We start from the raw sequence: 20,987 nt of genomic DNA on the forward strand, positions 1-20,987 counted from the left end.
CGAATGTCCTGCATAGAATGGAACTGACCATTCGCAGGAGGAGGGTTTGCCATGCCCCTGGCCGAACGGGACGTTCAATGCCGTGAAATTTTTGCCAAGGCGATTTGCGGCAAGGGCCGGCTCTACTTTCAGGCTACCCATACTGTGCGTCCTCCGGAAACACCCTCCAGCATTCTGGGATGCTGGGTGATCAACCACACCTATACCGCAGAGAAAGCGGGGGATGCGGTCGAAATTGTCGGTTCCTATGACGTCAACATCTGGTATTCCTTTGACAACAACACGAAGACGGCCGTGGCCAAGGAAACGGTTTCCTACGTCGAGAAGGTAACCCTGAACTATTTCGATGCCAACGTCATTCCCGAGTCAGTGCAGGTCCACTGCCGGGTGACGCAGGCGCCAAGCGCGGTCGAGGCAACGACGACAAAAAACCGGGACGGCGTGATCGTGAAGGTGGAAGGGGAATTCTACGTCGAGGCGGTGGCCGAGACAAAGCTCTGCGTGCTCGTTTATCCGCCGGGATGCGGCGAAGACAAGTACGAGGAGCACGATGCGGTGCATTCCGATGGCACTAGCGAAGGGGAGGAGCTGGATCCGGACATCCTGCTGGACGATCTCGACTAACCGGGTTGGAGAGGCGCACCTCCTCCCGTTCTTTTTTCGACCGGCCTAGGGAAGGATGGCGAAGGCAATGCCGGGATTTGTGCTGCACGGAGAGGAGGCCGAGCTTCCCCGGTTTTCCTTGCCGCACGGGAGCCAGCTGACGGCGGAAAACGTACCGTTCGTGTTGCAGTGGGGCATTGACGCGCTGGCGGCCTCCAAAGCACCGGTTCCGGTGCTCAATGGGCAGGAAGGACTGGCCAACGTCGCCGACCCCGAGCGCATGCGGACCATCCTGTCCGTCAACGGGCTGCCCCCCAAAGCCGAGGCAGCGGAACACAAGTGGCTCCGCCAGTACGTGGTGTTCGTGTTCCAGCTTACGTCTTTTGCCGTGTACCGGACACCGGATGGACCCCTGCTGGCCCACCGCCTGCGGCGGGGTGCAACGCGTTTTGTGGAGGTAACGGCTACGGCTGCCAGCCGGGAAGTCAAACGCGCCCAAACCTTTGCCTGGCGGGTGGTGTACGCGCTGGGCCTCGATGTGGCACGGGTGCGCCTGGGCCTCCGCAAAAACGGGGGGTGGGCGGTGCTGGATGTCAAGCCGTCCCCACCCTTGCCAGATCTCCTGGTGCGCCGCCTGGAACGCCAGCTGGCGTTGTACGAGGCGAATCTTCAACGGGATCGGAAGCGAACCCGACCGGTGCTCTTGGGAGCCGACCCCGAATTTATGCTGCGCGACGGGCGGGGCCAGCTGATCCTGGCCTCCCGATTTTTTCCGCGAAGGGGGGGCATCGGGTGCGACCAGCTCTGGCTGCGCGGCGACAAGACGCGCACGCGCCTGCCGATCGGTGAAGTGCGCCCACGCCCCGCAGAAGAACCGAAGGACCTTCTGCGCGACCTGATTCGCAACCTCCTTCTCGGGGTTCGACGGGTGACGCGATCCGACGTGGCCTGGGTAGCGGGGGGCATGCCCTTTGACGGCTATCCCATCGGCGGGCACCTGCATTTCAGCCGCGTCAGCGCGAACAGCCACCTGCTGCGGGCCCTTGACAACTATCTGGCCCTTCCGCTGGCCTGCCTGGAGTCGCCCGCGTCGCGCGCCCGTCGGCCGAAATATGGGTTTCTCGGCGACTGGCGGCCCCAGGAACACGGCGGCTTCGAATACCGCACGCTGCCCAGCTGGCTCGTCTCCCCGACGATCGCCAAGGGCGTCATCGTCTTGGCCAAACTGATCGCCGAACACTACCTCGCCCTGCGCAAGCTGCCCCTGGCCGAGCCGGACGCCCAGCGCGCCTTTTACGAGGGCGACCGTGAGGCGCTGCGTCTCCTCTTGCCGGAGGTGCGGGCGGACATTGAGCGCTTGCCATCCTTTGCCCGCTACGCAAGTACCCTCAACGCCTTCTTTGACCTTGCGCAGCACGGCGAGCCGTGGGAGGAGACGGCAGACATCCGCAAGGCCTGGCAACTCCCGCCCTTTGCCCGGAACGCATCCTCTCCGGCCAAAGGCGGCCCCAGGCCGTCCTAGCGGGGCGCGATCCGGCGTTCCACGCGGCATGGCGTGTGCTATAATAGGCGATGAATTTGGCGAGGAAACGGGTGGGAAAATGGGCGGCTACACGCCGATGATGCGGCAGTACTTAGCCATCAAGGAACAATATCCCGACGCGCTGCTCTTTTTCCGGCTCGGAGACTTTTACGAGCTCTTTTTTGATGACGCCGTGGTGGCGGCCCGCGAGCTGGAGATTACCCTGACCGGCCGCGACGGGGGAAGCGGACGGGTGCCGATGTGCGGCGTGCCGCACCACTCGGCCGAACAGTACATCCGCCAGCTGGTAGACAAAGGCTACAAGGTGGCCATCTGCGAGCAGATGGAAGACCCCAAGACGGCCAAAGGCGTCGTGCGGCGGGAAGTGGTGCGCGTCATCACGCCGGGCACGTTCATCGAGGGGCACAGCCTGGCGGGGCGCGAGAACCACTACCTGGCCGCTGTCTCCGGCGAGGCGGACGGGCGGCTGGCCCTGGCCGTGTGCGACGTGGGAACCGGCGACTTTTTCGTGACAGAGACGGAGGAAACCCAGGCCCTTCTGGACGAGCTGGCCGCCTACACCCCGCGCGAGGTGCTCCTCGACGAGCAGGCCGCATCGCGCGTCCCGCGCCGCACCCTGAAGCAACTGTGGGGAGCGGTGGTGACAGAGTGGAACGGAGACGCCGACGCCGTGCGGGACGCCGTCCGCGCCCGCATCAGCGGGGAAGCGTCGGACGGGCTGGTTCGCGCGGCGACGCGTCTGGTCACGTACCTGGAAGCGACACAGAAGCGGACGCTCGCCCACATCACGCGGATCGTGCCGTACCGCGCCCGCCAGTTCCTGCAGCTGGACACCAGCGCGCGGCGCAACCTCGAACTGGTGGAAACGATCCGCGGCAAGGAGCGCAAAGGCTCGCTGCTCTGGCTCCTCGACCGGACGATGACAGCCATGGGCGCGCGCCTGCTCCGTCGTTGGTTGGACAAGCCGCTGCTGGACCGCCGGGCCATTGAACAGCGTCTCGACGCCGTTCAGTTTTTTTATGACCATCTGCCGCTCCGTCTCGAGGTGCGCGAACAGCTTAAGGGTGTCTACGACCTGGAGCGGCTGGCCGGGCGCATCGCCTTCGGCAGCGCCAACGCCCGCGACCTGGTCCAGCTGCGCCGCTCACTGGAGGCGGCGGCCGCCCTTCTGGCGCAACTGGCCGAGGCGGGCGGCCCCTTGGCGAAATGGGCCGCGGAAACCGACACGTGTCCCGACGTGGCCACCGCCATTGCCGAGGCCCTGGTCGACGACCCGCCCCCGACGATTACCGAGGGGGGGATGATCCGCGAGGGCTATCACGCGCGCCTCGACGAGCTGCGCCGGGCAAGCCGCGAGGGCAAGGCATGGATTGCCGAGCTGGAAGCACGGGAACGCGAGGCCACAGGCATCAAGTCGCTGAAGGTGGGCTACAACCGCGTCTTCGGCTACTACATCGAAGTCAGCAAGCCCAATTTGCACCTCGTGCCGCAGGACCGCTATGAGCGGAAACAGACGCTGGCCAACGCCGAGCGCTTCGTCACCCCGGAGCTGAAGGAAAAAGAGACGCTCATCCTCGAAGCGGAAAGCAGCCTGGTCGACCTGGAGCACGAGCTGTTCTGCGCCCTGCGCGATCGGGTGAAGGGGCACCTGGTGCGGTTGCAGACCCTGGCCCGCCGCATCGCCGAGCTGGACGTGCTCCAAGCCCTGGCTGACGTCAGTGCCGAGCGGGGCTACGTCCGTCCCGAGCTGGCCGATGACGGGCCGTTGGTCATCGAAGAGGGCCGCCACCCGGTGGTGGAGGCCACGCTGACCGACGGCGCCTTTGTGCCCAATGACGTGTACCTCGACGACGAGCGACCCATCCTGCTCATCACCGGACCGAACATGGCCGGCAAGAGCACCTACATGCGGCAAGTGGCCCTCACCGTGATCCTGGCCCAGATGGGCTGTTTCGTGCCGGCCAAGCGGGCGCGCATCCCGATCGTCGACCGCATCTTCACTCGCATCGGTGCGTCTGACGACCTCGCCGGCGGCCACAGCACCTTCATGGTGGAAATGGTGGAAACGCGGGCCGCCCTGCTCGGGGCGACGCGGCGAAGCCTTCTGCTCCTCGACGAGATCGGCCGCGGCACGTCCACCTACGACGGTATGGCGCTGGCCCAAGCCGTGATCGAATACCTGCATGACCGAGTGGGGGCAAAGACGCTCTTTTCGACCCACTATCACGAGCTCACCGTCCTCGGCGAACGGCTCCCCGGCGTGGTGAACGTCCACGCGGCCTGTTCGGAGCAGGACGGCAAGCTGGTCTTCCTGCACAAGATCCTCCCGGGCAAGGCGGACAAGAGTTACGGCATCCATGTCGCCGAACGGGCCGGCTTGCCGCCGGAGCTGATCGAGCGGGCCCGCGCCATCCTGGCCGAACTGGAAGGCGATCGTGACGGGGCGGGCCGTCCGTCTCCCGCCTCGACGCCGGCATCGCCCGACGCTGTGTCCGGCGAACCGCAGCAGCTGTCCTTTACCGACTGGCTGTTCACACCGCCGCGCGATCCCGAGGAGGAAGCGGTCCTCGAGGCCATTCGCCGCCTTGATCCCGAGCGAACGACACCGCTGGAGGCGCTGCAGCTCTTGTTCGAGTGGAAACGCCGTCTGACGCGCAAATCGGAGGTGTCCTCCGGATAACCGGCAACCGAAGCGGTAGCGGGAAGGAGGAAGACCGGGTGGGGAAGATCCAGCGCCTGGATGAGCGGATCATCGACAAAATTGCCGCCGGTGAAGTGGTGGAGCGGCCGGCTTCGGTGGTGAAAGAACTGGTGGAGAACGCCCTCGACGCCGGGGCGCGTCGGGTTGACGTACACGTGGAAGAGGGAGGCCTTGCGCGCATCACCGTCCGCGACGACGGGGAGGGGATGGACCGCGACGACTGCCGGCGGGCGTTCGAGCGCCATGCCACGAGCAAGCTCGCACGCGAGCGCGACCTGTTCCGCATCCGCACGCTGGGCTTCCGCGGCGAAGCGCTGCCGTCCATCGCCGCCGTCTCCCGTGTCGTGCTCACCAGCGCCCCGCGCGGCGCAGCGGTGGGGACGCGCGTCACCGTGGAAGGCGGGCGCGTGATGGCGGTGGAAGACGCCCCGGCGCGCGGGGGCACCGAAGTGACGGTGCGCGACCTCTTCTACAACACGCCGGCGCGACTCAAGCACCTCAAAACGGTGCACACCGAACTCGGCCACATCACCGACTACGTGACGCGCTTCGCTTTGGCCCGACCCGACGTCGCCTTTGCTTACACGCACAACGGCAATCGTCTGCTGGCCACCCCCGGCGACGGGGAACTCCTCCACGCCGCGGCAGCCGTCTACGGCCACCAGACGGCCAAGCACCTCGTCCCGCTGCGCGCCGAGAGCCTCGACTACCGGCTGACCGGCCTCGTCGGCCGCCCCGAGGTGAGCCGCGCCACCCGCGGGTACATCTCCGTTTTCGTCAACGGCCGGTATGTGAAAAACCCGTCGCTGCTGCGCGCCGTCCTCGACGGCTACCGCACCCTGCTGCCGGTGCACCGCTATCCTATCGCCATCTTGCACCTGGAGATGGACCCCGAGCTGGTCGACGTCAACGTACACCCGTCCAAGCTGGAGGTGCGCTTCGGCAAGGAAGAGGAGCTCCTGGCCCTGGTGCGCGACGCCATCGGCGACGCCCTGGCAGGGGAGGCCCTCATTCCCACGCCGACCAAACCCGCTCGCTCGGTTCAGCCGCGCGCGGAACAGATGGCGATGCGTCTGGCCACCCTCGACGCGGCGCGGCGTGTGGGAGCCGACGTGGCCCGGGAAGCAGCGGCACTGTTCGCCTCGGCCGACTCCCCTTCGGCGGTTGCATCGCCGCCGTCGGCAACCGGGCCGCTGCCCGACGATTCGGGCACGCCACCGGACCGGGATCCCCCCAAGCCGGTGCCGCAGCCGTCTGCGGGGACCGAGAAGCCCTTGCCACGCGCCGCCAAGGCCGGCCCGCAACCGACCATGCCCCGCGACACAGCACCGGCGGAACCGGACGCCTCCGGTCCAACCCGTCCCTTCCCGGAGCTGCACCTCATCGGCCAGCTGCACGGGACGTACATCCTGGCGCAGAACCCCGACGGCCTGTTCCTCATCGACCAGCACGCGGCCCAGGAGCGCATCTGGTTTGAGGCGATCCTCCGCGCCTATGCGGAAGAACCCCTGCGCGTGCAGCCGCTGCTTGTGCCCCTGACCGTGGACCTTCCGCCCGGCGAAGCGGAGGTGCTGCGCCAGCGCCTCGACGAGCTGCGCCGGCTGGGGCTCGATGTCGAACCCTTTGGTCCGCACGCCTTTGTCATCCGCGCCCATCCCCACTGGTTCCCCCGCGGGGAAGAGTCGGAATGGGTCGACCACCTGGTTCGCCTCGTTTTGCGCCACCCGCGCGTCGACGAGACCGCCCTGCGCCAACACCTTGCCGCGTCACGGGCGTGCAAGGCAGCCATCAAGGCGAATCGCTACCTGACACACCAGGAGATGGAAGCGCTTCTGGCCGACTTGGCCCGGTGCCGGATGCCGTTCACGTGTCCCCACGGGCGACCGGTGGTCGTGCAGGTGACGACCTATGAGCTGGAAAAATGGTTCAAGCGGGTGATGTGAAATGATCGTCACCACCTCGCCAAAACCCGATGAAGCGCAGCGCGATACGGCCAAACGGCTGGCTCGCTTCCTGAACGCGCGCGTGGTTCCGCGCGGAAAGCGGACCATCGCCCGGCTGATGCGCGAGGAACACACCGACACGGTGCTCGTCGTGACAGCGGAGGGGCCGCGCCTGTACCGCGCGGGCGTCGAACGGCCCTTTGTCTATCACCCCAACACGGCCATGATCCGTATGCGACACCTCCTTCGCGGCGATACTGATGCTATGATCGCGCGAATGGAAATCCGACCCGGGGACCGCGTCCTCGACTGTACCCTGGGACTGGCCGCCGACGCGGCCGTCTTGTCGTTGGCCGTAGGGGAAGAGGGTGAAGTGGTGGGGCTGGAGTCGGTTCCCCTCATCGCCGCCGTCGTTTCCGAGGGGCTCAAAACCTACCGGAGCGGGTCACCCGCCATTGACGCCGCACTGCGCCGCATCCGCGTCATCTGCGCCGACCACCTCAACTACCTGCGCCAATGCGCCGACCGCTCCTTTGACGTCGTCTACTTCGACCCGATGTTCCGCCGCCCGGTGGAGGCGTCGGAAGGCATTGCCATCCTTCGTCCCTTTGCCAACCCGGCTCCGCTATCGCCGGAGGCCGTGCGCGAGGCGCGGCGCGTCGCCCGGCGCATGGTGGTGATGAAGGAGCGGCAGGGCAGCGAGGAGTTCACTCGCCTCGGCTTTGCCGAGGTGCACGAGGTCGGCAACTCGGTGGCCTACGGCATCATCCGGGTGGACACGCCATGACCGGGCAGGCACCACGGGAAGGCACGCGCCAGGAGGTCGCGGCAATGCCGCCGGAACGCCAGCGCCTCGTGGCCATCGTCGGCCCGACGGCGGTGGGCAAAACCGACGTCAGCCTCATCCTGGCGCGCCGCTTCAACGGGGAGATCATCTCCGGCGACTCGATGCAGGTGTACCGGGGAATGGACATCGGCACGGCTAAAGTCGACCCCGCCGTCCGCGCCGAAATCCCCCACCACCTCATCGACATCCTCGAACCGGATGAGCCGTTCTCGGTAGCCCAGTTCCAGGCCCTGGCCACGTCCCTCATCGCCGACATCAACCGCCGCGGCCGGCTGCCCATCCTCGTCGGCGGCACCGGCTTGTACGTGCGGGCGGTGGTGCAAGGATACCGCTTTTCCAACGCCCCGGCCGACCCTGCCCTCCGCGAACGGTGGCGCCGCTTTGCCGAACAACATGGCAACGAGGCCCTGCACGCGAAGCTGCGGGAAATCGATCCGGAAACGGCGGCGCGCCTCCACCCCAACGACGTGCGACGCATCATCCGCGCCCTGGAGATTTACGCGCACACCGGGCGGACGATGGCCGAATTCCAGCGCGACAAGGAGCGGCCCTCGCCCTACGATCTTCTCCTGATCGGCCTGACCATGGATCGCCGCGTGCTGTATGAGCGGATCAACGAGCGGGTCGACCGGATGATCGCCGCCGGGCTCGTCGACGAGGTGCGCCGGCTGGTGGCGCGGGGATTTGACGAGCAGGCGACGGCCATGCAGGGGCTGGGATACAAGGAGCTCTTGCCCTATCTGCGAGGGGAGGTCCCCCTCGAGACGGCCGTGGAGGCCATCAAGCGGCGCACGCGGCAGTTTGCCAAGCGGCAGTTGACGTGGTTCCGTCACATGCCGGGCATCGTCTGGTTCGACATGACCGACCCGGCGACGCGCGCCGAGCGCGTCGAACAAATTTGCCGGCTCGTGGCAGGAAAGTTCTTTGCCCGCGCCGAATAGGATCCTGTGAAAAATAGAGAAGGGGGATGCCCATGAAACAGGCGATCAACATCCAGGACACCTTTTTAAACCAGCTGCGCAAAGAGCATATCCCGGTGACCATTTATCTGGTGAACGGCTTTCAGCTGCGCGGGTTTATCCGGGGCTTCGACAACTTCACCGTCGTCATTGAAAGCGATGGGAAGCAGATGATGGTGTACAAACATGCCATTTCCACCTTCACGCCGCAGCGGCCGGTTTCCCTGATGCCCGAACCCCCGCAACCGGCGCAACCGGTCAAGCAGGAGGCGCAGCAGGCACCTGCGAGCGAATCGTAACCGGCTGCGCGCATGACCCCATGGCGGAAGCACGCGGTGGCAACCGACGCGCCGGAACACGGTCCGGCGTGTTTTCTCAGGACGGGCGTTCCCGATCGGGTGGCGCCCGTCCTTCGTTGTGCGGCGCTCACACGCGCCACCCCTGTTTGACGTGCGCGGAAGTGCTGACCGTTTCCGTCGATTCGTCATCCGGGAGGGGAAGCGCCATGAAACTGGCAGGATGTGTCGCCGTGGTCACGGGAGCCGGTCAGGGAATCGGACGGGCCGTGGCCACGCTGTTTGCCGAGGAAGGGGCCGTGGTCGTGCTCGCCGAATGCGATGAGGAAGCGGGACGGGAAGCGGAAGCGGAGCTGCGGGCAGCAGGCAAGGAGGTTTGGTGGCAGCCGACGGACGTCAGCCGGGAAGAGGATGTGGCCCGGCTGTTTGCGGAGGTGGAACGCCGCTGCGGCCGCCTGGACATCCTCGTCAACAACGCCGGCATCAGCCGGTTTACGCCGCTGGAGGACCTGACCCTGGCGGAATGGAACCGCGTCCTCGCCGTCAACCTGACCGGCACACTCTTGTGCAGCCAGCACGCCGCTCCGCTGATGAAAGCCAGCGGGGGAGGGAGCATCATCAATATCGCCTCGACGCGCGCCCTCATGTCGGAGCCGGGCAGCGAGGCCTACGCGGCGTCAAAGGGCGGGGTGCTCGCCCTCACCCATGCCTTGGCCATCTCCCTGGGCCCGTACGGGATCCGAGTAAATGCCATCAGTCCCGGGTGGATCGAGACGGCCCGGTGGAAGAAGAAGCGCCTGCGCCACGAGCCGGAGCACACCGAGGCCGACCGCGCGCAGCACCCGGTGGGACGCGTCGGCGATCCGATGGACATCGCCCGCGCCTGCCTGTTCCTCGCCACCGAACGCGAAGGGTTCATCACCGGACAGAACCTGGTCATCGACGGCGGCATGACGGTGAAAATGATCTACGTCTGACCGGCTAGGCCCCGCCCCCTGCCCGCGTATACTGGGAGAGATAGGGGGTGCGGGCATGAACAGCGAGGTGCGAACGGCGCATCGACCGCGCATTCAGGTGCTCTTCGATCCGGTTCCGCCGACCAGAGTTCCGCGCGCGCCCTTTGCCGACGTGCTGGCGGACCCGGCAACGCCGCCCGGATTGCGCGAGGCGGTGGAGGCGCTCAACCGCCTCATCGGCCTCGACCGCGTCAAGTGGGTGCTGTATGGCGTGTACGCGTACCTGACCGTCGGCCAGCGGCGGCTGGAGGCCGGCCTCAAAGCCCAACGGCAGACGTTGCACATGGTTTTCCGCGGTAATCCGGGGACGGGGAAGACCACCGTAGCCCGGCTGGTCGGCCGCCTGCTCCACGAGATGGGGGTGCTGGCCAAGGGCCACCTCGTGGAGGCCGAGCGTGCCGACCTGGTGGGGGAATATATCGGGCATACCGCCCAGCGTACGCGGGAGCACATCAAAAAGGCGCTCGGCGGGGTGCTGTTTATCGACGAGGCCTATTCCCTCGCCCGCGGCGGGGAGAAGGATTTCGGTAAGGAAGCCATCGACACCCTGGTGAAGGCGATGGAAGACCACCGCGACGAGTTTGTCCTCATTCTCGCCGGCTACCCGCAGGAAATGGATGCCTTCTTGCGCGTCAATCCGGGCCTTCCGTCGCGCTTTCCCATTCAGCTCACCTTTCCCGACTACACCGTGGACGAACTCCTCGCCATCGCCGACCAGATGGTCCGTGACCACGACTATGTGCTGTCACCGACGGCACGGCTCAAGCTGAAACGCATGATCGTCAGGGCGATGGATCACCCCGCCGGCGGATTCAGCAATGCCCGCTTTGTGCGCAACGTGCTCGAGCGCGCCTTTCGCCGGCAGGCCCTTCGCCTCCTCCACAAGTCGCCGGTCACGCGCGACGAGTTGATGACCCTCCTGCCGGAGGACCTCGAGGTGGCCGAAGCGCGCGACATTTGGTAAGATGGAGCGGGACAATCGGGAGGGGTGCGATGGAACGCGCCATTTTGGTCGGCATTCGCACAGACGGTCAGGATGCTGCGGCCTTCGACGACGCCCTGGTCGAGCTGCACCGCCTGGCAGAGACGGCCGGCGCCGAAGTGGTGTACACGGTGACGCAGAATCGCCACCAGCCCGATCCGGCCTGGTACATGGGGCGGGGGAAGGCGGAAGAGGTGGCCCGGCTAGCCGAGGAGGCCGAGGCGGACCTCGTCATTGTGGACCAGGAGCTGTCGCCGGCCCAGGTTCGCAACCTGGAAGCGGTCATCCCGTGCAAGGTGATCGACCGCACGCAGCTCATCCTGGACATCTTCGCCCAGCGGGCCCGCACGAAGGAAGGCAAACTGCAGGTGGAACTGGCCCAGCTGCGCTACCTGTTGCCCCGCCTGGCCGGGAAGGGACGCGAGCTGTCCCGCCTGGGCGGGGGCATCGGCACGCGGGGACCGGGGGAAACGAAGCTGGAGGTGGACCGGCGACGCATCAGGCGGCGCATCGCCGACCTCGAGGACGAGCTGGCGGAAGTGGTGCGCCACCGCGTCCTGTTGCGCGAGCGGCGTCGCAGAGGGGGCGTCTTCCGCGTGGCCCTGGTCGGCTACACGAATGCCGGCAAGTCGACGCTTCTCAACCGCCTGACCCGGGCCAACGTCCTGGCCGAGGACAAGCTGTTTGCCACCCTTGACCCCACGGTCCGCCGCCTCAAGCTTCCAAGCGGCCATGACGCGGTACTGATCGACACGGTCGGGTTTATCCAGAACCTCCCCACCCACCTGGTGGCCGCCTTTCGCGCCACGCTGGAGGAAGTCTGCGACGCCGATCTTTTGCTCCACGTCGTCGATGCGAGCCATCCGAACGCCGATCGCCACATCGCCGTGGTGCGGCAGGTGCTGGCCGACATCGGGGCCGTGCACCTGCCCGAACTCCTCGTGTGGAACAAGATTGACCTTTTGCCCCCCCACGCACGCCTGTTCGTGGATCACCCCGACGAGATCGCCATCTCCGCCTATTCCGACCGCGACCTTGAGCGCCTGCGGCAACGCATCGATGCCCTGCGGCAGCGCGACTTCGTGACCGTGCGCCTGCGCGTGCCCGTCTCCGCGGGTCGCCTGCTGGCCTCCATCCACGAACACGCCGTGGTGCGGAGGTGGCAGCTGGACGAAAGCGGGTCCGCTTACACCCTTGAAGCCTCCATGGACCGGCAAACGGCCCGGCGCCTGGCCCAATCCGGCATTTTCGTGCACATTCTGGACGTGGAAGGGAACCAGCATGACTGATGCGCGACAAACCGCTCAACCCGTAACCGATCTGTACGCCTCGCTTCGTTACGGTCCGCTCCTGCGCACCATCGCCGCGCGCGTGGAGGAGCAAATCGCACCGCGCTTCCGGGAGATCGAACGGATCGTGGAAGCCAATCAGTGGAAAGTGCTCGACGCCTTCCGCGCCTGCGGGGTCAGCGACTACCATTTCGCGCCGTCCACCGGCTACGGCATGGACGACGTCGGCCGTGATACGCTGGAAGCCGTCTACGCGCGCACCTTCCGCGCCGAGGCGGCATTGGTGCGCCCGCAAATTGTATCCGGAACCCACGCCATCGCCCTCGTGCTCTTCGGCCTCCTCCGCCCGGGAGATGACCTGGTGTACATCACGGGGCAACCCTACGACACCCTGGAAGAGGTGATCGGCGTGCGCGGGGAGCGGGCCGGGTCGCTGCGCGAATACGGCGTCGGCTACCGCGCCGTGCCCCTCGGGCCCGACGGGTGGATCGACGAGGCGGCGGTGCGCGAGGCGCTCACCCCGCGCACCAAGGTGGTGGCCATTCAACGCTCCTGCGGCTACGACGACCGGCCCTCGTTTTCGATTGACGCGATCGGGGAGATGGTCCGCTTTGTCAAGAGTCTGCGCCCCGACGCCATCGTGTTCGTCGACAACTGTTACGGCGAGTTTACCGAAACCCGCGAGCCGACCGAGGTGGGCGCCGACATCCTCGCCGGTTCGCTCATCAAGAACCCCGGCGGCGGTCTGGCCAAGACAGGCGGGTACGTCGTGGGGCGGGCCGATTTGGTGGAACAGGCGGCCGCCCGCCTGACGGCCCCCGGGATTGCCCGCGAAGTGGGCGCCACCCTCGGCGCCACCTTTGACTTTTACCTCGGCCTGTTCCTGGCACCGCATGTCGTGGGCGAGGCGCTCAAGGGGGCGGTGTTTGCCGCCGCGCTGCTCGAACAGCTCGGGTTTCGCACACGCCCGCGGTGGGACGAACCGCGCACCGACCTCATCCAGCGCATCGTTTTCGGTTCGCCGGAGCCGCTAATCGCCTTTGCCCAGGGTATCCAACAGGCCTCGCCGGTTGATGCCCATGTGGTGCCCCAGCCAAGCCCCATGCCCGGGTACGCCGACCCGGTCATCATGGCTGCCGGCACGTTTATCCAGGGCGCCAGCATCGAACTCACCTTTGACGGCCCGGTTCGCCCGCCGTATGTCGGCTACCTGCAGGGCGGGCTCACCTATGCCCACGTAAAAGTCGGCGTCCTCACCGCCGTCGACAAGATGCTGGCCGATGGTTTCGTCACGCCCCCCGCCGAGGAGTCGCTTCCCGGAACACAGGAAAGAATGTAACATCCCTTGACAGGTTGCAGAAGGGGAGCATACAATAAATTCAAAGACCCCCATGAAAGCGATTTCGGTGTGGCGGAGGAGGGGCGAGCATGGCTGACGACATCCGCCGCAACATGGCATTGTTTCCCATCGGCATCGTCATGAAGTTGACGGGCCTGTCCGCCCGACAAATCCGCTACTACGAGCAGCACGAACTGGTCAAGCCGGCGCGAACGAAGGGGAATCAACGGCTGTTTTCCCTGAATGACATCGACCGCTTGCTGGAGATCAAGTCGCTCATCGAACAGGGCGTCAACATCGCCGGGATCAAAAAGATGCTGGCCATGAAAGACGCTGAAACGCCTCGGCCGGAAAACGTCATCGAATCCAAGGGCAAGTCGAAGCGGAAACAGCTGACCGAAAAGGAGCTGCACGAGCTGTTGAAGCAGCAGGTACTGATGCACCGTCCCGGCCAGGAGGCCACGCTCATCCAGGGCGAACTTTCTCGGTTTTTCCACTAATCTCGCGCCAAAGCGAACAAATCGGCCTGACGCGCAACCTTCCGCACCTCCGGGAGTCCGGAAGGTTGCGCGTTTCGTTTTTGCCTTCATGTTAGATTTTCTTACACACAAGGTTAGAAAACTGTTGACGAGTTTGCCATTTCCCCATACAATGGAGGTAAACGCATCACCCACACAGCTGGTTCCCGACCACTGGGTGACAGGCACATGGATTGGGAGGCGGAAGGATGGGCAAGTACACCCGGGACGACATCCTCAAACTGGCAAAGGAACAGAACGTTCGCTTCATTCGTCTGCAGTTCACCGACCTGTTCGGAACCCTTAAGAACGTGGAGATTCCCGTCAGCCAGCTGCCGAAGGCCCTCGACAACAAGATCATGTTTGACGGTTCCACCATCGAGGGTTTCGTGCGGATCGAGGAGTCTGACATGTACCTGTATCCCGACCCGGACACGTGGGTCGTGTTCCCGTGGAGTGCGGAAGAGGGGCGTGTGGCGCGTCTGATCTGCGACGTCTACCTGCCGGACGGCACACCGTTCCCCGGCGATCCGCGGGGCATCTTGAAGCGCGTGCTGAAGGAGGCGCAAGAACTCGGCTTCACGACGATGAGCGTAGGGCCGGAGCCGGAATTCTTCCTCTTTAAGCTTGACGAAAACGGCCAGCCAACCATGGAGCTCAACGACAAAGGCGGGTACTTTGACCTGGCACCGGTCGATCTGGGCGAAAACTGCCGCCGCGACATCGTGCTCACCCTCGACAAGATGGGTTTTGAGGTGGAAGCATCGCACCACGAAGTGGCTCCCGGGCAACACGAAATCGACTTCAAGTATGCCGACGCCGTCACGGCCGCCGACAACATCATCACGTTTAAGCTGGTGGTCAAGAACATCGCCCGTCAGCACGGACTGCACGCCACCTTCATGCCCAAGCCGATCTACGGTGTCAACGGTTCGGGCATGCACACGCACCTGTCCCTGTTTGTCGGCGAGAAGAACGTCTTCTACGATGAGACCGACGAGCTGGGCCTCAGCCAGGTGGCCCGCCACTTCCTGGCCGGCATTCTCGAGCATGCCCGCGGTTTCACGGCCATCACCAACCCAACGGTCAACTCCTACAAGCGCCTCGTGCCGGGGTATGAAGCGCCGGTGTACGTAGCCTGGTCGGTGCAAAACCGCAGCCCACTGGTGCGCATCCCTGCGTCGCGTGGCCAATCCACACGCATCGAGGTGCGCAGTCCCGACCCGTCGTGCAACCCGTACCTGGCCCTGGCGGTCATGCTGAAGGCGGGCCTTGACGGCATCAAAAACAAGCTCACCCTTCCGCCGGCCGTCGACCGCAACATCTACATCATGACCGAAGAGGAACGTCGCGATCTGGGCATCGAAAGCCTGCCGGGAACGCTCAAGGAGGCCCTCGAGTGCCTCAAGCAGGATCCCGTCATCTGCGACGCTCTTGGCGAGCATGCCCTCACACACTTCATTGAGGCGAAGGAAATCGAGTGGAACCTCTTCTGCGTACAGGTACACCCGTGGGAGCGGGAACAGTACCTCGAGCACTACTAAAGGCGGAAGGCGGTAACGCGCAACAAGCAGGGAGAGGGAGTAGGGACAGCGAAAGTAAAAGGGGTTGGCCGCTGGCCAGCCCCTTTTGTTCAGTGAACGGCAAATCGGTGTCGGATATCCATACTCCTTTCCCCAGAATGGAGGAACCGCAATGATGACCAGCCTCTTGTGGGTAGCCGTCTTGGCCTGCATGACCCTCGGTTTCCTGGCCACAATCGTGCCCATCTTGCCCGGCATCCCCCTCTTGTGGGTGGCGTTCTTGCTTTATCACTACGGCATCAACTCCACCGCCTTGTCGACATCCTTCTGGATCGCTGCCGCCTTCGTAACCGTCGCCATTTTCGCCGCCGACTTTGCCGCCAACTCCCTCTTCGTGCGCCGGTTTGGTGGATCCAAGGCCGCAGTGTGGGCGGCTATCGCCGGTACCCTCGTCGGCCCACTGCTGCTCGGCCCGCTCGGTCTGCTCGTCGGCCCGTTCCTGCTCGCCCTCGCCGCCGAGCTGGTGCGCGGGCGGAACCTGCGAGAAGCGCTCACCGTGGGCTTGGCGACGCTTCTCGGCTTCCTGGGCGGGGCGGTGGCAAAGGCCATCCTCAAACTGGTGATCATCGCCTGGTTCTGGATCGATGTCCTGTGGTGAAAAAAAAAAAGGCGGGTACCGGCCGGTACCCGCCTTGTTTTGGGTGCGCCCGGCATGGGCGCTGTCTATAGGGTGAAAGTCCCGAACGGTGAAGGCGGCAGTAGCCGTTAGCTTAAGGCAAGGGCGTCCGCCGCGAGGCGGAGTCTGAAGGAAGCCGGCGGCAAACCTCCGGCCCGACGAACAGGAACCCCATACGAGGCTGCCTGTGCTTGGACCAGTCTGCACAACAAGACAAAGTCCTTGCCGCCGAAGGGCACAGTCAGTAAATGGGGCGGGTAGATGGAGGGAAAGACAGCGCTCTTACTCGGGGAGGCCTGCCGGGTATGCCCGGTTACCGGGTAAGTGCGCGTCGAAAGGCGCGGCTGAACTGGCAGGAGTCAGCAGAGGTCATCGTACGTCCCCCGTGACGTCCGGGAGACGGAAGGGCCGAACACAAGGAAAGGGGTGGGTGCGACATGGGTTCGCGAGAAGGGCGACGACAGCCGAAAATCCCAAAAGGGAGCTGCCTGCGGGAGGAAGCGGTGAACCCGCGGGGGACCGCAGGAGCGCCGAGTCCTTCTCCGGCACCCCTCGCCACTTTGCCCCGCGAAGCAGGCGACAACCTGATGGAGCAGGTGGTGGAGCGACAGAACATGCTCCGCGCCTTGCGCCGTGTTGAGCAGAACAAGGGTGCACCAGGGATTGACGGGATGGAGGTGAAAGATCTCCGCGTCTATCTCGTCAACCACTGGACACGCATCCGCGAAGAGTTGCTCGCGGGAACCTATCGGCCGTCTCCGGTCCGCCGAGTCGAAATCCCGAAACCCGGTGGCGGTGTGCGGCTGCTGGGTATCCCCACGGTGCTGGACCGCCTGATCCAGCAGGCCCTCTTGCAAGTCCTCACGCCCATCTTTGATCCAGGGTTTTCGGAGGCCAGCTTTGGTTTCCGGCCAGGACGCAGCGCGCACCAGGCGGTGCGCCGGGCGCGAGCGTACGTGGAGGCTGGCTATCGCTATGTGGTGGATATGGACCTGGAGAAGTTCTTTGACCGGGTTAACCACGACATCCTGATGGCTCGGGTAGCCCGCAAGGTGAAGGACAAGCGTGTCCTGAAGCTGATTCGGGCTTACCTCCAGGCTGGCGTCATGGCGGGTGGGGTATGTGTGCGAAGCGAGGAAGGAACGCCGCAAGGCGGTCCGCTGAGCCCTCTCCTGGCCAACATCCTTCTGGATGACCTGGACAAAGAACTGGAGAAGCGCGGCCACAAGTTCGTTCGCTATGCCGATGACTGCAACATCTACGTGAAGAGCCGTCGGGCAGGCGAACGCGTCATGGCCAGCATTCGGAGGTTTGTCGAGGGACGGCTGAAACTGAAGATCAACCTGGAGAAAAGCGCGGTAGACCGCCCGTGGAAACGCAAATTCCTGGGCTTCTCGTTTACCAGCGAGAAAATACCGCGCATCCGCCTGGCGGCGGAAACCGTCAAACGGTTTAAGGATCGCATCCAGAATCTGACCCGTCGGAGCCACAGCGTCAGTATGGAGGAGCGAATCGAGAGGCTGAACGCCTACTTGCGGGGATGGATCGGTTACTTCCGCTTGATCGACACCCCAAGCCCGCTCCAATCCCTGGACGAATGGATCCGAAGGCGGTTGCGGATGTGTCTTCTGAAGCAATGGAAAAGACCGAAGACGATCCGCCGGAACTTAATCGCCCTTGGGCTGCCGCATGAATGGGCGAAAATGCTGAGCGGTTCCCGAAAGGGATACTGGCGCCGGGCGCTTTCTCCACAAATGAATAAGGCCACCGGCCTCGCGTACTGGCGAGAACGGGGCCTCTTCAGTTTAGCCGACTTGTACGCCCAGCTTCGTCAATCCTGGTGAACCGCCGTATACCGAACGGTACGTACGGTGGTGTGAGAGGACGGGGTTAGCCACCCCCTCCTACTCGATTCTGAGCCGTTTGGGGCCATGTCGAAAAAGTTGTCTGACAATACTTACCCCACGAAGAAGGAGCCAAAAGGTTGACCATGAAAAAAGCAGGTTGTCCCTCCTTTTGGTAAACTCAAAAGGAGAAGAACCTGCCTCAAAGGAGAAGATCTGTATGGCCATTCTACCACAAGGCTCCCTGTTTTCGTGGAACGAAATTGCCGGACTCGGTGATCTCGAACGCCTCAAGCTTGTCCTTGAACATCTCCCGGACGAAGCCCTCATGCAAAAACTGGAGAAAGCGCGCGGCAAGGGCCGGGACGATTATCCCGTGCGGGCCATGTGGAATGCGTATATCGCCCTCGTCGTGTTCCAGCACCCGCGTCGGATCCCTGCGACGCGAACTGAGCCGAAACGGGCAGTTGCGCTGGCTTTTGGGCTTTGGCGACCGCGTGCCAAGTGCCGCGGCCTTCAGTCGCTTCTGGAAACGGGTTGAAGCCCATGAGGCCGAGCTGGAGTCCCTCTTTGTCGCGCTCCAGCAGGCTGTGGCCACATACCTTCCCGACTACGGCAAGCGCCTGGCCCTGGACAGCAAAGCCATTCGGTCGTACGCGCGTCACCGGCCGAAAAACACCGCGCCCGACGGACGGCGGGACGGGGATGCGGATTATGGGTTTAAGACGGTGCGCGACCGCGAGGGGAACGCGACAAAGCTCCGGTGGTTTGGATACAAGCTGCATCTCATCGTCGACAGCACCCATGAACTGCCGGTGGCCTACACGGTGACACCCGCCTCAAAAGCCGATGTCGCCACAGCCCATGCTCTTTTGGAAAAGCTGCAAGCGAAACGTCCAGAAGTGCTGGCGCGTGCCGAAGTGCTTGCGGCGGACAAAGGCTACGACGACACGAAACTCATCGTGCGGCTGTGGGACGAACACCGCATCCGGCCGGTGATCGACATCCGGGCAAGCTGGCGGGACGGTGAGGCGACGCGAATCCTTGAGGGGCAAACAAACGTGGTGTATGACAACAAAGGACGCGTGTTCTGCGTGTGTCCAGAAACGGGGACAATGCGGACAATGGCCGAAGGAGGCTTTGAAGCAGAGCGCGGAACGCTGAAAAAGCGGTGTCCGGCAAAGGCGTACGGCTTGCCCTGTGCCGGAGAGGCCCAGTGCCCCGCAGCGAGGGGATTGCGCATTCGAATGGACGTGAATCGGCGTTTGTTTACGCCGATCGCGCGCGGGAGCGCGAGATGGGCGCGAGAGTACCGAAAGCGCACGGCGGTGGAGCGCGTGTTTTCCCGTCTGGATACGATGTACGGCTTTGAGACGCACACGATCCGAGGGCTGAAGAAGATGCGCGTGCGTGTGGGGCTTGCGCTGGTGGTCATGCTGGGAATGGCGCTTGGACGCCTGCGCGAGGGATTGTCAGGGAATCTGAGGAGTTTTGTACAGGTTGCGTAGTTGAGGAAGAGCAGGATGGTTTTGTTTATCCTTTTTCCGTGGATTGGAAAAAGAGAGGTGAGTATTGTCTTTTTTTTAGAAACCTGGGTAATATATGCATGAAAACCAATCTTGTTTAAAAAAGAATCGGGGAATCCCCCAAAACTGAAGATGGCCTGATGCAGATCAGACCTAGATACAGGCACAGCGAAAAAAGCTCTAGAACTTACAGAACTTGACGGATGGAATTATGTGTTGTACAATCTTTTCAGAAAGTTACGTTCTCACTTCTCCACAAATATGGTTTGGAGGTGTTATTTTTGAATGATGGGGGCCTTTTACGTCAGTTCCTCATTTCCATTATAATGATCTTTGGTGGTGCTTATAATGTATATTCCTATTATAAACAACCATACAGTATTCATACTTTCATTCTTAACATCATTATTCTGATAGGGGGGATTAGTGAACTCATTGCAGGGTTAATACGAGTGAAAAAGTTAAAAAACAAATCCAATAATAATACTTCAGGTAATACTTCAGTATCGATGCTATTGCTGCTGCAGTAAAAAAAACGGAGGGATCCATACTTTAAGCACGAAATATCTGCTTATGTTGGGTGTGTAATCAATTGTTTGCATGGGTAATGCTAATCCCAATGTTTGCATAGTAAATTTAGGAAGGAGTGATCTTGTTGATGAAAATCAATAAATATTTATTTCCTGTTGTTCTTGTTGTTTTGATTGCTGTCTTAGTTGTAGGGTACTATACAAATGAAGTTGTATTTGCTAAATCAACAATCGGACATGAATTAACCGGAAAGGTTGAAATTGTTTTGAATATACCCAAAGAGGAGATGGAAAATTTATCACATGATAATAAGATGAAGTTGAATGATCAAAATTATGGAAGGTTTATTGAACTCTCTGACGGTAATGGTAAGATCGTTTTGAACCCTCCTAATTGGGAGGTTGGCGTTGGTGATATGAAAGTTCTAATTGATAAAAACGGTCATTTCCACATTAAAAATATTTATGAAAATGAAGTTGATGTAGTACTTTATTTCAATAACATTGAAATGATTAGAAGAAAATGGAATTTTAAAGAGGATGGTCATCATATATTGTTGACCATCGAGAAAGACGTGAGCCAGATTGCTAAGAAAATGTCTCATTCCACAAATCACAGGAATACTGACTCCGAAGTCAACACAACCGCCTATATACCATGCCTTGATGATAATGGAGGAGATGACTGTAAAGGTTTTTTGTTGAGTGATTGTTATTACGCGCTAGTTACTTTTGCGCAACCGTGGTGTTGGCAAGAAGCAATTATGGATACAGAAACGAATAAGTGGTGCAACGGAACGCGTAATTGTTCTCCAAATATTGGCCATAGCCAATGGCATCACTGCCATTAAA

General features: G+C 62.6%; 18 protein-coding genes. All 18 read left to right on the forward strand.

Annotated features, from left to right (window positions below; translation table 11 throughout):
• Positions 1 to 51: 51 nt before the first annotated feature.
• Positions 52 to 624 carry an outer spore coat protein CotE gene (cotE, locus tag ACYQ0Z_RS08035; protein WP_459866468.1) on the forward strand — a complete coding sequence of 191 codons (573 nt, stop codon included), beginning with the start codon at positions 52 to 54 and terminating at the stop codon, positions 622 to 624.
• Between the two features lie 67 nt (positions 625 to 691).
• Complete coding sequence (locus ACYQ0Z_RS08040; protein WP_459866471.1) at positions 692 to 2,125, forward strand: putative amidoligase domain-containing protein; 1,434 nt, start codon at positions 692 to 694, stop codon at positions 2,123 to 2,125.
• A gap of 79 nt (positions 2,126 to 2,204) precedes the next feature.
• On the forward strand, positions 2,205 to 4,826 hold the full coding sequence (mutS, locus tag ACYQ0Z_RS08045) for a DNA mismatch repair protein MutS (protein ID WP_459866474.1): 2,622 nt from the start codon (positions 2,205 to 2,207) through the stop codon (positions 4,824 to 4,826).
• A 38-nt stretch (positions 4,827 to 4,864) separates the two neighbouring features.
• Positions 4,865 to 6,790, forward strand: a complete 1,926-nt coding sequence (mutL, locus tag ACYQ0Z_RS08050; RefSeq protein WP_459866477.1) for a DNA mismatch repair endonuclease MutL — start codon at positions 4,865 to 4,867, stop codon at positions 6,788 to 6,790.
• 1 nt (position 6,791) lies between these two features.
• Entirely contained in the window at positions 6,792 to 7,577 is a 786-nt protein-coding gene (locus tag ACYQ0Z_RS08055) for a class I SAM-dependent methyltransferase (RefSeq protein ID WP_459866480.1), read from the forward strand.
• A 44-nt stretch (positions 7,578 to 7,621) separates the two neighbouring features.
• Positions 7,622 to 8,578 (forward strand): tRNA (adenosine(37)-N6)-dimethylallyltransferase MiaA, encoded by a 957-nt coding sequence (gene miaA, locus ACYQ0Z_RS08060; protein WP_459866483.1) that lies wholly within the window; start codon positions 7,622 to 7,624, stop codon positions 8,576 to 8,578.
• A gap of 32 nt (positions 8,579 to 8,610) precedes the next feature.
• Positions 8,611 to 8,895, forward strand: coding sequence for an RNA chaperone Hfq (hfq, locus tag ACYQ0Z_RS08065; protein ID WP_459866486.1), 285 nt, complete (start codon positions 8,611 to 8,613; stop codon positions 8,893 to 8,895).
• Positions 8,896 to 9,101: 206 nt separating this feature from the next.
• Entirely contained in the window at positions 9,102 to 9,869 is a 768-nt protein-coding gene (locus ACYQ0Z_RS08070; RefSeq protein ID WP_459866489.1) for a glucose 1-dehydrogenase, read from the forward strand.
• Between the two features lie 55 nt (positions 9,870 to 9,924).
• Positions 9,925 to 10,872: an AAA family ATPase gene (locus ACYQ0Z_RS08075; protein WP_459866492.1), complete on the forward strand. Its 948-nt coding sequence runs from the start codon at positions 9,925 to 9,927 to the stop codon at positions 10,870 to 10,872.
• A 29-nt stretch (positions 10,873 to 10,901) separates the two neighbouring features.
• A complete protein-coding gene (hflX, locus tag ACYQ0Z_RS08080) occupies positions 10,902 to 12,179 on the forward strand; it encodes a GTPase HflX (RefSeq protein ID WP_459866495.1) in 1,278 nt (425 codons plus the stop codon).
• A gap of 31 nt (positions 12,180 to 12,210) precedes the next feature.
• Positions 12,211 to 13,518 (forward strand): methionine gamma-lyase family protein, encoded by a 1,308-nt coding sequence (locus ACYQ0Z_RS08085; RefSeq protein WP_459868805.1) that lies wholly within the window; start codon positions 12,211 to 12,213, stop codon positions 13,516 to 13,518.
• A gap of 89 nt (positions 13,519 to 13,607) precedes the next feature.
• Complete coding sequence (locus tag ACYQ0Z_RS08090; protein ID WP_459866498.1) at positions 13,608 to 14,018, forward strand: MerR family transcriptional regulator; 411 nt, start codon at positions 13,608 to 13,610, stop codon at positions 14,016 to 14,018.
• A 227-nt stretch (positions 14,019 to 14,245) separates the two neighbouring features.
• A complete protein-coding gene (gene glnA / locus ACYQ0Z_RS08095) occupies positions 14,246 to 15,580 on the forward strand; it encodes a type I glutamate--ammonia ligase (protein ID WP_459866501.1) in 1,335 nt (444 codons plus the stop codon).
• 151 nt (positions 15,581 to 15,731) lie between these two features.
• Positions 15,732 to 16,217 carry a DUF456 domain-containing protein gene (locus ACYQ0Z_RS08100; RefSeq protein WP_459866504.1) on the forward strand — a complete coding sequence of 162 codons (486 nt, stop codon included), beginning with the start codon at positions 15,732 to 15,734 and terminating at the stop codon, positions 16,215 to 16,217.
• A gap of 455 nt (positions 16,218 to 16,672) precedes the next feature.
• The gene (ltrA, locus tag ACYQ0Z_RS08105) at positions 16,673 to 18,079 is read left to right on the forward strand and encodes a group II intron reverse transcriptase/maturase (protein WP_459866507.1); all 1,407 of its coding nucleotides are present in this window, start codon (positions 16,673 to 16,675) and stop codon (positions 18,077 to 18,079) included.
• Between the two features lie 220 nt (positions 18,080 to 18,299).
• The gene (locus ACYQ0Z_RS08110; RefSeq protein WP_459866510.1) at positions 18,300 to 18,620 is read left to right on the forward strand and encodes a hypothetical protein; all 321 of its coding nucleotides are present in this window, start codon (positions 18,300 to 18,302) and stop codon (positions 18,618 to 18,620) included.
• The gene (locus ACYQ0Z_RS08115) at positions 18,547 to 19,587 is read left to right on the forward strand and encodes a transposase (RefSeq protein WP_459866513.1); all 1,041 of its coding nucleotides are present in this window, start codon (positions 18,547 to 18,549) and stop codon (positions 19,585 to 19,587) included. The genes ACYQ0Z_RS08110 and ACYQ0Z_RS08115 overlap by 74 nt, the downstream gene beginning before the upstream one ends.
• Positions 19,588 to 20,263: 676 nt before the next feature.
• Positions 20,264 to 20,986: a hypothetical protein gene (locus tag ACYQ0Z_RS08120; protein WP_459866516.1), complete on the forward strand. Its 723-nt coding sequence runs from the start codon at positions 20,264 to 20,266 to the stop codon at positions 20,984 to 20,986.
• Position 20,987 lies beyond the last annotated feature (1 nt).

Source organism: Calditerricola yamamurae, assembly GCF_054654135.1.